We start from the raw sequence: 13,162 nt of genomic DNA, 5'->3' as shown, positions 1-13,162 counted from the left end.
GGGTGCATGTTGTCTCATCAGGACAACGCCACGGAAACCGTGCGGCTGCTGCGGCAGCAGGCTGCCCTGGCCCGGTTCGGCAGCTACGCCTTCCGGGAACCGGTCCTGCTGAAGATCCTGAACGAGGCGGCCCGGACCTGTGCCGAGGGCCTCGACGTCCCCTTCTGCAAAATCTGCCGCTATCGTCCTGCGGAGAACGACCTGCTGATCGAGGCAGGCTACGGCTGGCGGGACGGCGTCATCGGCCATGTGGTATCGGCCGCCGATCATTCGACGCCGCAAGGCCGGGCCTTCATCACCGAGCAGCCGGTGATCCTGCACGATCTGCAGGACCAGCGCGAATGCGGTGACGTCGTGCTGCCGGCCTTCTATGCGCAGCATGGCATCATCTCGACCATCGACGTCATCATCAAGGGCCTGAGCGGCGAGCCCTATGGCGTGCTCGAGATCGATAGTGCGGTGCAGCACGACTACGACCAGCACGACGTGGCCTTCCTCACCGGCTTCGCCAATATCCTGGCCGAGGCGGTGGCCACGAGCCAGCGGGTGCAGGCCCTGCGGGTGGCCTTCGCCCGTGCCGAGGCGCTCGTGGTCGAGAAGGACATGCTGGCCGAGGAGCTGAAGCACCGCGTCCGGAACAACCTGCAGCTCATCAGCGGCATGCTGGACAGCCATCTCCGGGCCGTGGCCGGGCCGGCGCAGAAGGTCTCCGTCATGGCGATGATTCGCCGCGTCATGACCCTGGCGGAAGTCTACGAACAGCTGCTGGGCACCGGCCTGGGCCGCAGCATCGACCTCGGCGAATACATCAATGCCGTCTGCAAGAACCTCCCGACCCTGCAGAACAGCTTCTCGAAGGATATCCTGCTGAGCTGCCGGACGGTGACGCTGCCGGTCGATCTCGATACCGTCACCGCCATAGGGATGATCGTCGCGGAGACGGTATCCAACAGCTACGAGCATGCATTCCCCAACGGCTCCGGCCTCATCGACATCGAGCTGCGCCGCGCCGGGGCGCAGCCGGGCGCCGTGCTGACCATCAGCGACGATGGCCCCGGCTTCACCGAGGTCGCCGGCAGCAAGCGGCACGGGATCGGCCTGGTGCGGCGGCTGATGCAGCAGCTCGACGGCTCGACCAGCCTCGACGTCACGGCGGGAACGCGGTGGACCTTCCGCTTCCCGACGCCCTCGGCCCCCGAGACGCCTGCGGAGGATGGCGGCTGAGGCCGTCCCGCTAGGAGGCCGAGGTGATGATCCGGAACATCTGCTCGGCCACCGACGCCACCCGGAATTTCGGCGACCAGCCCTGGATCTCCTCATGCGAGTAGAGCCCGGAGGACAGCATCCATCCGTCGCGGGACAGCTTGGCCACTTCGTCCCGGCGCCCCCTCGGATTGGCAAGCAGCCAAAGCTCTCCGATCTTCGGCGCCTGGCGGGGGGCGAGCTGGCCCCTCCGGCCTTGCGGCGGCAGCACATCGCGCGAACCGGCCATTGGCTTACCTCCCTCCTGCTGGACCCGCGATCGAGGCTGCATCCTCTCCCGCATTCGACCATCCAGGCGAGCGGATTCGACATGCAACCTCGCCGCATCGGATCGATGCAGGGCGCCTCCGGTCCCGGGCCGGCCGGCCGCCGCCGCGGGCGCCGGCCGATGATGGCTGGCGGGACGGCGCCGGGGCGGTAAGCTGCCGCCGCACGGAGGGACTGCACCATGGCCAAAGGCTTCCAGCTCGGCGACCTCACCATCCATCGCGTGGTCGAGGAGGAGCGCCCGCTGTTCGATCCGCTGGAATTCTTCCCCAACCTGACCGCCGAGACCCTGGCCGAGAACCGCGGCTGGCTGGAGCCGGCGGCGCTCGACCCGGCGACCGGCAAGCTGAAGCTCTGCATCCAGAGCTACATCGTGCGCACGCCGCACCACACCATCCTGGTCGACAGCTGCGTCGGCAACCACAAGCAGCGGCCGAACCGGCCCTTCTGGAACCAGAAGACCGACGACACCTGGGAGCGCAACCTAGCGGCCACCGGCTATTCCGTGGCCGACATCGACTACGTCATGTGCACCCACCTGCATGTCGACCATGTCGGCTGGAACACCCGGCTGGAGAACGGCCGCTGGGTGCCGACCTTCCCCCGCGCGAAATACGTCTTCGCCGAGAAGGAGCTGGCCTACTGGGAGGCCGAGCACGCCAGGACGCCGAACCAGATCCTCGAGGATAGCGTGCTGCCCATCATCGCCGCCGGCCAGGCGCAGCTCGCCAGCAGCGACAGCGCGCTCAGCGACCACGTGCGGCTGACGCCGACCCCGGGCCACACGCCGGACCACTTCGCGGTGGAGCTGGGCAAGGGGGAGACGGTCGCGGTGCTGACCGGCGACCTGATCCACTCGCCGCTGCAGGCGCGCTACCCCGAGATCTCGATGCGGGCGGACTACGACCAGGCGGCCTCGGCGGTGACGCGGCGGAAATTCCTCGAGTGCCACTGCGACACCGGGCGGCTGATGTGCACCGCGCATTTCCCCTCCCCCTCCACCGGCCACCTCACCCGGTGGGGCGACGGCTTCCGCTTCATGCCGACCGGCGGCTGAGGCCGGCGCCGCTGGCCCGGGGATTGCTCGGCTACCTGCCCCGGCCGGCGGAGCGAGGCGCATGAGGATCGGCATCATCGGCTGCGGCGTCGCCGGCAGCGTCCTGGCCGAGAGGCTGCTGCGGGCCCCCGGCATCACCGTCGAGGCCTATGACCGGCTGCCGCCCGACGCGGTCGAGGACTCCGGCACCGGGCTGAATGTCGGGCCGAATGCGATGAAGGCGCTGCGGCTGCACCTGCCGGCCCGGCATGACGCGGTGCGGGCGGCCTCGCTGCCCTGGACGCGCTGGTTCATCGACCTGGCCAGCGGCCGGCGGCTGTTCGACCTGCCGCTGGCGGAGGTGGCGGAGGATGCCGGGATCCGCCTGCGCTGGTCGGAGCTGTACCGGCTGCTGCGGGCCCCGGTCGCCGGGATCACCCGCTTCGGGCTGGAGCTGGTGGCGATCGAGGAGGATGCGGTGGGCCGGCTGGTGCCGGTGCTGCAGGCCGCCGACGGCGCCCGACTGCGGCCGCGCGGCTACGACCTGCTGGTCGCCGGCGACGGCCGCTACTCGGCCCTGCGGGCGCTGGCGGCCGGCCCGACCACGCCGAGCTTCCACGGCATCGCCATGACCCGGCTGCTGGTGCCGGAAGCGGCGGATTGCCCCTACGACGACTACGGCCAGTGGTTCAACGGCAATGCCCGGCTGCTCTCCTACCGGCTGCCGGGCGGCGCCGCCTATATCGCCGGCGGCTTCCCGCTCGCCGCGCCCGAGGCGGAGATCCCGCCCGAGGCCAGGACCGCCGCCTTCCAACGGGCGCTCTATACGCCCGAGACCGGCGCCGCCTGCCCCGCCGTCGCCTGGATGGTCGAGCGCCTGGCGGCGGGGGTGGACTCGATCCACTGGGCGCGGCTGCAGGAGGCGCCGCTGCAGCGCACCGCCGGGGCGGGGCGGGTGCTGTTCCTCGGCGACGCCGCGCATGCCATGGTCCCGACGCTCGGCCAGGGCGCGACCCAGGCGATCGAGGACGGCATCGTCGCCGGCGCGGTGCTGGCGCGCGGCGGCGGGGCCGAGGACGTGGCCGCCTGGCGCGACACGCGGGTAGGCTTCGTGCGCCGCTTCAGCCTGGAGGCGACCGATACCATGTTCCCCGGCGCCGACCCGGTGGCGGGGTCGCTGGCCAAGCGGGAGCCGGAATTCCTCGCCAAGCTGCGCCGGCTCTATACCGACGTGCCGCGGCCGGAGGAATTCAGCCAGTGAGCGCCGGATAGGCGGCGGCCTCGAAGAAGCTGCTGCCGGCGACATAGGCGCGGCCGGGCGACATGTCCGGCCCCGGGCCGGATTCGGCCGCGCCCTCGAAGGTCAGCTCGCATTGCACGCCGGAGGGGTCGTAGACGAACAGCTGCCAGAGGGTGGTGCCGGGGACGAGGAACTCGCGCCAGGCGAGGCCGGCCGCGCGGAAGCGGGCGATGAAGCCGTGGTAGCCGCGGCAGGCGAGCGAGACATGGTCGATGGCGGCGGTGCCCGAGGGGGCGCGGCCCTCCGCCCCCAGCGCCGGGCCGCCGGCATAGATATGCAGGATGGCGGGACCGCCCGGCAGCGGCACCGCGAACCAGGCGCCGGGATAGCCGAAGTCCGGCCGCGGCGCCTCCCGCAGGCCGAGGATCGTCACGTAGAAGGCGGTGGTGGCGGCAAGGTCGTTGGTCTTGACGGCGACATGGAAGAGGCCGGCGACCATCGGAGCGGTTTCGGACATTGCGGCGGTCCTCCTGCAGGTGCGCGCGGGGTGGCGGCGTCAGTGCCGCATGCCATACTCCCCTGCCCGTCCGGGCGACGCCAGCCGTCCCGGGGCACGGATCTTGCTGCACCGCGGACGATCGTTCAGGAGTTCCGCCGCATGACCACGCCCGGCCGCCAGATGCATCTCGGGGTCTTCGTCCTCGGGACCGGCAACCACATCGCCGGCTGGCGCTACCCCGGGGCGGCGCAGAGCTTCGAGGACCTCTCCGTCGTGCAGGAGATCGCCCGCATCGCCGAGCGGGGGAAGTTCGACCTGATCTTCCTCGGCGACAACTTGGCGACCGAGCCGGGGATGCATCCCTCCTTCGCCGCGCGCTTCGAGCCGCTGACGATGCTGGCGGCCCTCGCCGCGACGACGACGCATGTCGGGCTGGGGGCGACGTCGTCGACCACCTACAACGAGCCCTACAACGTGGCCCGGGCCTTCGCCTCGCTCGACCACCTCAGCCACGGCCGCGCGGCCTGGAATGCCGTGACAAGCTCGGGCGGCAAGGCGGCGGAGAATTTCGGCCGCATCCACCCGGAGCATGACGCGCGCTACGAGGTCGCCGAGGAATTCGTCGATGTCGTGCGCGGGCTCTGGGATTGCTGGGACGATGGCGCCGTGGTGCGCAACCTCGAGACCGGGCAGTACATCGACCCGGCCAAGGTGCGCACGCTCGACCACAAGGGGCGGTTCTTCCAGGTGAAGGGGCCGCTGCCGACCAGCCGCACGCCGCAGGGCCAGCCGATCATCCTCCAGGCCGGCTCCTCCGGCCCTGGGCTGGCGCTGGCGGCGCGCACCGCGGACGTGGTGTTTGCCGTGGTGCAGGACCTCGAGGAGGCGAAGGCCGGCTATGTCGCGCTGAAGTCGCGCATGCCCGCCTTCGGCCGCCACGGGGATGAGATCGCGGTGCTGCCGGGGGTCATGCCGGTGGTGGGCCGCACCGAGGCCGAGGCGCGGGAGAAGCTGAACACCCTGCAGGGCTTCGTGAACACGACGAATGCGCTGTCGATGCTCTCCTCCCGCCTCGGTCAGGATGTCTCGCGCTTCCCGCCCGACGATCTGGTGACGGAGCTGCCGCTGCCGGACAGCTCGCATGGCTTCGCCCGCGCCATGCTGGCCAAGGCGCTGCGCGACCGGATGACCTGGCGGGATTTGTTCAACCTGACCGGCGCGGCGCGCGGGCATTGGGTGATCTGCGGCACGCCGGAGACCATCGCCGATACCCTGCAGCAGTGGTTCGAGGAGCGGGCCTGCGACGGCTTCAACATCCTGCCGGCCTATTTCCCCGGCGCCTTCGACGACTTCGTCGACATGGTGGTGCCGATCCTGCAGGAACGCGGGCTCTACCGGCGGGAGTATGCGGGGACGACGCTGCGCGACCACCTCGGCCTGGCCCGGCCGCGGAGCCGCCTCTTCGCCTCTTGAGCCGCCGCGCCCGAAGGTCCAGCCTGCCGGAAAACGGGAGGCGGGTTCAATGAAGATCGGCGCGGCGATGTTCTTCACGGATTACTCCATGGGCCCGGCGGAACTCGCCGTGGCGCTGGAGGAACGCGGCTTCGACAGCCTCTGGGCGCCGGAGCATTCGCACATCCCGCTGGTCCGCCGGGTCTCGCACCCGAGCGGCGAGGCACTGCCGAAGCAGTACTACGACGTGATGGATCCCTTCGTGACGCTGACCGCGGCGGCGGCGGCGACCAGCACGCTCAAGGTCGGCACCGGCATCTGCCTGGTGGTGCAGCGCGACCCGATCCAGACGGCGAAGTCGGTGGCCTCCATCGACCGGATCTCGGACGGGCGGTTCCTGTTCGGCGTCGGCAATGGCTGGAACCAGGAGGAGATCGAGGACCACGGCACCGCCTTCGCCACCCGCCACAAGCTGGCGCGGGAGCGGATCGAGGCGATGAAGCTGATCTGGACGACGTCGAAGCCCGAGTACCACGGCGAATTCGTGGACTTCAAGCCGATGATGGCCTGGCCGAAACCGGTGCAGACGCCGCATCCGCCGGTGATCGTCGGCGGCGCCTGGCCCTGGGGCGCCAAGCGGGCGATCCGCTACGGCGACGGCTGGATGCCGCACCGGGTGCGCCAGCACTATGCCGACGTCGCCGCGCTGATCCCGCAGTTCCGCGCCGAGGCGGCGGCGGCCGGCCGGGGCGAGGCGGAGCTGCCCATCACCATCTGGGGCGTGCGGGAGGACCGGGAGGCGCTGCTGGCCGACCGCGACCTCGGGGTGGACCGGGTGGTGCTCAGCCTGGCAGCGGCGAAGCGCGACGTGATCCTGCCGGAGCTCGACCGCTGGGCGGCCCTGGTGCGCGCCGTCGCCTGAGGGGGTTGTTGCGCGGCCGATGGATGCCATCTGCGCCGCATGGACATGCATTCGCCCGCCCCGCCTGCCCCGAGCGCCGCAGCGGTCGCCCGGCTCTGCGCCCGCCTTCCCGGCCTGCTCGGCGACCTGCGCTCGGACCATGCGGGGGAGACGGGCGCGGTGATGATCTACCGCGGCATCCTGGCCTTCGCCCGGGACCCCGGCATCCGCGACTTCGCGGCGCGGCACCTGGAGACCGAGGCGGGGCACCTGCGGCTGCTGGAGGCGATGCTGCCGCCCGCGGGGCACAGCCGGCTGCTGCCGATCTGGCGGGTGGCGGGCTGGCTGACCGGGGCGCTGCCGGCCCTGGTCGGGCCCGCTGCGGTGCAGGTGACGATCGAGGCGGTGGAGAGCTTCGTCGACCACCACTACCGCGCCCAGATCGACCGGCTCGGCACCACCGGCGAGGAAGGCGCGCTGCGGGCGCTGCTGGAGCATTGCCGGCTGGAGGAGGTCGAGCACCGGGACGAGGCGGCCGGGCTGCTCGGCCCGGGGCGCGGGCTGGCGGCGCGGCTCTGGGGCGGCATCGTCGGCTGGGGCAGCGCCTCGGCGGTGAAGGCGGCGCGGCGGATCTGAGGCGGCGCGCCGCCCGCCCGCGCCTCAGGCGATCAGGCGTCCTTCGTCGATGCCATGCTGCAGGTAGTGCGCCAGCGGGTTGACGCCGGCGGCGGCGACATCGGCATTGGCCGCGAGATAGTCGCCGCCGTCGAAATCCGGGCCGGGGTTGCGGCCCTCGCTCCAGCCGAACAGCAGGTAGTGGACCAGCGGGTTCAGCCCGGCGGCGGCGACATCGGGGCCGTGCTGCAGGTAGAAGCTGGTATCGAACAGGGCCGAGGGGTCGCGGCTCTCGCGCCAGCCGTTGCTGTCGAAATGCTGCTTCGCATCCACGCCGGCCGCTGCGACATCCGGGTTCTGGGCGAGGTAGAAGCCCCGGTCGAACAGCGGATCGGTGCCGCCGGCCGGCAGGCGGAGGGCGAGGTCGCCGACCTCCCGGACATAGAGCGAGACCGCATGCTGCCCCGGGTCGGCCTGCAGCAGGCCGGTGACGCTGCTGATCGGGCCGGTGCCGCCGGTCTTGCCGGGGAGGTTCACGGTGGCGCCGGCATTCTCGTAGTTGCTGGTGAAGCTCGGGATGGCGCTGCGGGCATCATCCTCGGTGAGGCCGGGGAAGGCCTGGCTGGCGACCGCGGCGGCGCCTCGCTCCAGCACCGCATTGCCGGAGACCGCGCTGCCGACGCCGGCGCGGTTCTCGCCGAGGAAGACCGCCGGGTCGTCCACGATCACGAAATTGGTGATGCGCCCGTCGTTGGCGTCCGGCACCAGCGCGCCGGGCGAGCCGAAGGTATCGGCGATGTACCGCACCGGGGTGGTGCCGGCGGGATGGCTCGCCATGAAGATCTGCGTCAGCGAGCCGCCCAGGCTATGCCCGGTGATCGCCACCTGCTCGTAGCTGCCGCTGGCCGCCAGCCGGTCGACGGCCGCGACCAGCTCGGCGAACTTGCCGTAATCCGCGGCGGGGTTCCGCAGCACGGTGTTCGAATCCGCCCGGTCGTCGGCGCCGCGGAAGGCGAGGACCAGGGTGTCCTGGCCGCCCAGGGTGCCGGTGCCGACGAGCGCGGCGGCATTGTCCTGGCGATAGAGGCCGTTGGCGTAGCTCTCGCCCGGCGCATCCACGACCACGCCCAGCGCCGCGGCCGAGAGCGGGGTGAAGCCCCCGGGCAGGCCGGCCGGCGCATTCTGAAACGCCGTGCTGGCGAATTGCGCCAGCGTGAAATCCCTGATGTCGACCATGTCCTGCTCCCCGGGGAGGAACCACGGCGGGGCGAAGGCCGCCGGCCATGTTCACTCCCACGGCTAACGCCGCCGTCAGCCCGGGGATGCGCCGGTTGCCGAATGAAACATGGCGGCCCGCCGGCGCCTAGAGCACGGCTTCGGCGACCACGCGCAGCGCTTCCGGCGTCGCCCCGGTCAGCACCAGCGTGCCGACCTTGCGGTCCTTCGCCACGTGCTTCCAGGCTTCCAGGCGGCCCCTGATCCGGTCGGCCGGGCCGACGAGGGCGATCTCGTCCACCAGCTTGTCCGGGACGGCCGCGGCGGCCTCGCCCTTGCGGCCCTCGAGGAAGGCATCCTGGATCGCCACCGCGGCATCGGGGTAGCCGAGCCGCTTGCAGTAGTCGTTGTAGAAGTTCTTGCCCCGCGCGCCCATGCCGCCGATGTAGAGCGCAAGTTCCGGCTTCACCGCGTCCCGGCAGGCCTGCAGGTCGTCGCCCATGCGGATTTTCGTATAGGGCGCGATGTCGTAGTTCGAGAGGTCCGGCGCGCGGCCCGCCTTGGCCATGCCCTCCAGCGTCGGGCCGACCACCGCGTCGGCGGCTTCCGGCGACATGAAGATCGGCAGGTTGCCGTCGGCGATCTCGCCCGAGAGCCGCATGCCGCCGGGGGTGATGGAGGCGGTGTAGAAGGGCAGGCCCGGGTCGCCGTGGATGATGCTCTTCAGCGGCTTGCCGAGGCCGCTGGCGCCGGGGCCCTTGTAGGGAATCTGGTAGTGCTCGCCCTCGTGCTCGAGCGGCGCCTCGCGGGCCAGGATCTGCCGCATGATGGCGATGTATTCGCGGGTGCGGCCGATCGGCTTGCCATAGGGCTGGCCATGCCAGCCCTCCACCACCTGCGGGCCGGAGGGGCCGAGGCCGCAGAGGAAGCGGTTGTCGGACAGCGCCTGCAGGGTCATCGCGGTCATCGCCGCGCAGGTCGGCGTGCGCGCCGGCATCTGCATGATGCCGGTGCCGGCCTTGATGCGGGTGGTCTGCGCCAGGACATAGGCGATGGGGGTGACCGCATCGGTGCCATAGGCTTCGCCGCACCAGACCGCGTCGTAGCCGAGGCGCTCGGCCTCGAGGACCAGGTCCATCTCGAGGCGCGGCCTGGCGCCGCGGATCATGCCGATGGTGATGCCGAGTTTCATTATTGTCAGACCTTGGCGAGGATGCTGTCGCGGAAGGATTGCATGGCGGCCAGCACGTCCTCGACCGTGGTGCCGGCGAAGCTGAAGTCGATGGCGGCGACGCCGAGGGATTTCATCGCGCGGAGGTCGCCGGCGATGTCGTCGGGGCTGCCGCCGAACATCCGGCGGTTGCCGTCGCCGGCCTGGGCCGGGACCTCGGCGCCGTATTTCTGCACGCGGTAGGCCAGCGCCACGCCGGCCGGGTCGCGCCCGGCGGATTTCAGCAGGCCGTGCAGCTTGGCGACGCCGGCCTGGTAGCGCTCCAGGCTGTCGAGCGGAAAGGAGGGGTTGGTGCCGATCGGGTACCAGCCGTCGCCGAGCCGGGCGGTGCGGCGCAGCGCCGGGCCGCTCTCGCCGCCGACCCAGACCGGCAGCGGCGACTGCACCGGTTTCGGCGCGAAGGTGACGTTGCCGAACTGGACGTATTCGCCGGCGAAGCTCGGCACCTCCTGGGTCCAGAGGGCGCGGCAGGCGGCGATGTATTCATCCGTGACCTTGCCGCGGGCGGCGAAATCCTCGGTCTGCAGCGCCTCGAACTCCTCCTGCAGCCAGCCCGCGCCGATGCCCAGCGTCAGCCGCCCTTCCGACAGCACGTCGATGGTCGAAAGGATCTTGGCGGTCAGCATGGCCGGGCGGTGCGGCACCACCATGACCGAGGTGACGAGCCGCAACTTGCGGGTCTTGGCGGCGATGAAGGCCACCTGGGTCAGCTGCTCGTGCCGCTCGCCGCGCGAGCCGGCGGGGAATTCGCCGGTATCGGTATAGGGGTATTTCGCGTGGATATCGGTCGGGATGACGATGTGATCGCTGAAGGTGGCATAGTCGAAGCCCATGGCCTCGCCCTCCACCGCCAGCCTGGTCATGGCGGTGGGGGTCGCCAGGGGTCCGCCGGCGGGGGCGCTGAATCCGATCTGCATGGGTGGGTCCTCCTCCCCGCGCATTGCATCCCGCCGGGCCTTCCCACACGATGCGGCCAGTCGCCGAGGCGAGCAAGGGTAAGGGAATGAATACCGTGCAGGACCGGCTTCTGACGATGCCGCTGGACGCGCTGATGGCGGAGGCGGCGGCGCTGCGCGATGCCGGCCATGGAAGGCTGGTGTCCTATTCGCGCAAGGTCTTCATCCCGCTCACCAAATTATGCCGCGACGTCTGCCACTACTGCACCTTCGCGGAGAAGCCGCGCGAGGGGCATGCCGCCTTCCTCTCACCGGAGGAAGTGCTGGCGATCGCCCGCGCCGGGGCGGCGGCGGGCTGCACCGAGGCGCTCTTCACCCTGGGCGACAAGCCGGAACTGCGCTGGCGCGCGGCGCGGGAGGGGCTGGCGGCGCTCGGCTACGCCACCACCATCGACTACCTGGTGGCGATGTGCGGGCTGGTGCTGCGGGAGACCGGGCTGCTGCCGCATGCGAATCCGGGGCTGATGACGCGGGGGGAGATCGCCGCGCTGCGCGAGGTCACCGCCAGCCAGGGGATCATGCTGGAAAGCACCAGCACCCGGCTCTGCGAGGCCGGCGGCGTCCACTACGGCAGCCCGGACAAGGACCCGGCGGCGCGGCTGGAGGTGCTGCGGCTGGCCGGGGAGCTGCGGGTGCCCTTCACCACCGGCATCCTGATCGGCATCGGCGAGACCCGGGCGGAGCGGCTGGAGGCGCTGCGGGCCATCGCCGCGCTGCATGCCGAGCACGGCCATATCCAGGAAACCATCATCCAGAATTTCCGCGCCAAGCCGGCGACCAAGCTGGCCGAGGCGGAGGAGCCGGACCTCGAGGACCTGCTCTGGACCATCGCCGCGGCGCGGGTGATCCTGGGCGCCGAGGCCAATATCCAGGCGCCGCCGAACCTCTCGCCGGGTGTCTATCAGCGGCTGGTGGCGGCGGGGCTGAACGACTGGGGCGGGGTCTCCCCGGTGACCCAGGACCATGTGAACCCGGAGGCACCCTGGCCGGCGCTGGAAGCCCTGGCGGCCCGTACGGCGGAGGGCGGCAAGGTGCTGGTCCAGCGGCTGCCGGCCTACCCGGCCTATGCCCGCGCGCCGGAGGCCTGGCTGGCGCCGGCGGTGGCGACTCTGGTGCGGCAGGCGAGCGATGCCGAGGGATGGGCGCGGGGCGATAGCTGGTCCCCCGGCGAGACCACGCCGCCGACGCTGCCGGCGGCCCGGCTGACGCGCGCCGATGCCGGGCTGGCGCGGCTGGTGGAACGCGGCGCCGCGGGCGCGCGGCTGGAGGCGCCCGACATCATGCACCTCTTCGCGGCCCGCGATGCCGACCATGCCCATGTCACCGCGGCGGCCGATGCGCTGCGCCGGGCGGTCAGTGGCGAGACCGTCCGCTACGTCGTGAACCGCAACATCAATTACACCAACATCTGCACCTACCGCTGCACCTTCTGCGCCTTCAGCAAGGGCAAGACGCATGAGGCGCTGCGCGGTCCCGCCTACGACCTCGACCACGGCGAGATCGTCCGCCGCGCGGTGGAGGCCTGGGACCGTGGCGCCACCGAGGTCTGCCTGCAGGGCGGCATCCACCCGGACTACACCGGGGATACCTATGCCGGCATCTGCGCCGCGATTCGCGCGGTGCTGCCGGAGATGCATATCCATGCCTTCTCCCCGCTGGAGGTGACGCAGGGCGCGGCGACCTTGGGCCTCTCGCTGCACGACTATCTCGCGCGGCTGAAGGCGGCCGGGCTCGGCACCCTGCCGGGCACGGCGGCGGAAATCCTCGACGACGAGATCCGCGCCATCATCTGCCCGGACAAGGTGAACACCGCGGAATGGCTGGCGGTCGCCCGCACCGCGCATGGCCTCGGGCTGCGCACCACCAGCACCATCATGTACGGCCATGTCGAGACCTCGAAGAACTGGGCCCGGCACCTGCTGGCGCTGCGTGACCTCCAGGCGGAAACGGGCGGCTTCTCCGAATTCGTCCCCCTGCCCTTCGTGCATATGGAAGCGCCGATGTACCTCCGGGGCCTGGCCCGGCGCGGGCCGACCTTCCGCGAGGCGGTGCTGATGCACAGCGTGGCGCGGCTGGTCCTCCACCCCCATATCACCAACATCCAGACAAGCTGGGTGAAGATGGGCCCGGCCGGCGCCGCGCTGGCGCTGCAGGCCGGGGCGAACGACCTCGGCGGCACCCTGATGAACGAGAGCATCAGCCGCGCCGCCGGCACCCAGCACGGCCAGGAATTCCCGCCCGATGCGATGGAATCCCTGATCCGCTCCATCGGCCGGCATCCCGAGCAGCGCACCACCCTCTACGGCGCGGTGCCGGAGGAGCGGAAGCAGGCCTCCTACGCCGCGGCCGAGCTGACCGCGGTGGTGCAGACCGCGCCACGGCGGAAGCCGGCGCTGGCCGGTTGATCCGCGGGCGGTTCGACCGGCGGCCGGCCATCGTCTTTTCGGCGGTGGCGCGTTAAGGCTGCGCCAAAGAACCCTGCCGGAG

12 protein-coding genes are annotated in these 13,162 nt (G+C 71.3%); 7 read left to right on the top strand and 5 right to left on the bottom strand.

From position 1 onward, the window contains the following. Positions 1-6 precede the first annotated feature (6 nt). The gene (locus tag QWZ14_RS11785; RefSeq protein ID WP_290316858.1) at positions 7-1,224 is read left to right on the top strand and encodes a histidine kinase dimerization/phosphoacceptor domain -containing protein; all 1,218 of its coding nucleotides are present in this window, start codon (positions 7-9) and stop codon (positions 1,222-1,224) included. Between the two features lie 10 nt (positions 1,225-1,234). Here the strand turns inward: QWZ14_RS11785 and QWZ14_RS11780 are convergent, their stop codons facing one another. Beyond that, on the bottom strand, positions 1,235-1,492 hold the full coding sequence (locus QWZ14_RS11780; protein ID WP_290316857.1) for a hypothetical protein: 258 nt from the start codon (positions 1,490-1,492) through the stop codon (positions 1,235-1,237). Between the two features lie 219 nt (positions 1,493-1,711). Here QWZ14_RS11780 and QWZ14_RS11775 point away from each other — a divergent pair, with 219 nt between their 5' ends. After that, entirely contained in the window at positions 1,712-2,587 is an 876-nt protein-coding gene (locus tag QWZ14_RS11775) for an MBL fold metallo-hydrolase (protein ID WP_290316856.1), read from the top strand. A gap of 61 nt (positions 2,588-2,648) precedes the next feature. Next, positions 2,649-3,827 (top strand): FAD-dependent oxidoreductase, encoded by a 1,179-nt coding sequence (locus QWZ14_RS11770; RefSeq protein WP_290316855.1) that lies wholly within the window; start codon positions 2,649-2,651, stop codon positions 3,825-3,827. Here the strand turns inward: QWZ14_RS11770 and QWZ14_RS11765 are convergent. Beyond that, positions 3,817-4,323, bottom strand: a complete 507-nt coding sequence (locus tag QWZ14_RS11765) for a VOC family protein (RefSeq protein WP_290316854.1) — start codon at positions 4,321-4,323, stop codon at positions 3,817-3,819. The two genes, QWZ14_RS11770 and QWZ14_RS11765, sit on opposite strands and share 11 nt — an antisense overlap. A 141-nt stretch (positions 4,324-4,464) precedes the next feature. Here QWZ14_RS11765 and QWZ14_RS11760 point away from each other — a divergent pair, with 141 nt between their 5' ends. From QWZ14_RS11760 to QWZ14_RS11750, 3 genes are read left to right on the top strand one after another with little or no spacing between them, the layout of a single operon-like run. Further along, positions 4,465-5,778, top strand: a complete 1,314-nt coding sequence (locus QWZ14_RS11760) for an LLM class flavin-dependent oxidoreductase (RefSeq protein ID WP_290316853.1) — start codon at positions 4,465-4,467, stop codon at positions 5,776-5,778. Between the two features lie 49 nt (positions 5,779-5,827). Further along, complete coding sequence (locus tag QWZ14_RS11755; protein ID WP_290316852.1) at positions 5,828-6,679, top strand: TIGR03619 family F420-dependent LLM class oxidoreductase; 852 nt, start codon at positions 5,828-5,830, stop codon at positions 6,677-6,679. A gap of 39 nt (positions 6,680-6,718) precedes the next feature. Beyond that, positions 6,719-7,294, top strand: coding sequence for a demethoxyubiquinone hydroxylase family protein (locus QWZ14_RS11750; RefSeq protein WP_290316851.1), 576 nt, complete (start codon positions 6,719-6,721; stop codon positions 7,292-7,294). 24 nt (positions 7,295-7,318) lie between these two features. On the opposite strand, the gene QWZ14_RS11745 is transcribed toward QWZ14_RS11750, so the two are convergent. The 3 genes from QWZ14_RS11745 to QWZ14_RS11735 form a co-directional block, all read right to left on the bottom strand. Then, positions 7,319-8,509 (bottom strand): alpha/beta hydrolase family protein, encoded by a 1,191-nt coding sequence (locus QWZ14_RS11745; RefSeq protein ID WP_290316850.1) that lies wholly within the window; start codon positions 8,507-8,509, stop codon positions 7,319-7,321. Between the two features lie 127 nt (positions 8,510-8,636). Further along, positions 8,637-9,680, bottom strand: a complete 1,044-nt coding sequence (locus QWZ14_RS11740) for an LLM class F420-dependent oxidoreductase (RefSeq protein ID WP_290316849.1) — start codon at positions 9,678-9,680, stop codon at positions 8,637-8,639. 5 nt (positions 9,681-9,685) lie between these two features. Further along, on the bottom strand, positions 9,686-10,636 hold the full coding sequence (locus QWZ14_RS11735; protein WP_290316848.1) for a TIGR03619 family F420-dependent LLM class oxidoreductase: 951 nt from the start codon (positions 10,634-10,636) through the stop codon (positions 9,686-9,688). Positions 10,637-10,731: 95 nt separating this feature from the next. On the opposite strand from QWZ14_RS11735, the gene cofH reads away from it, so the two are divergent. Further along, complete coding sequence (gene cofH / locus QWZ14_RS11730; protein WP_290316847.1) at positions 10,732-13,080, top strand: 5-amino-6-(D-ribitylamino)uracil--L-tyrosine 4-hydroxyphenyl transferase CofH; 2,349 nt, start codon at positions 10,732-10,734, stop codon at positions 13,078-13,080. The last annotated feature ends 82 nt before the right edge of the window (positions 13,081-13,162 follow it).

It is taken from the genome of Paeniroseomonas aquatica, assembly GCF_030409335.1.
Lineage (GTDB): Bacteria > Pseudomonadota > Alphaproteobacteria > Acetobacterales > Acetobacteraceae > Belnapia > Belnapia aquatica.
This window is presented reverse-complemented; position numbering and strand designations above follow the sequence as displayed.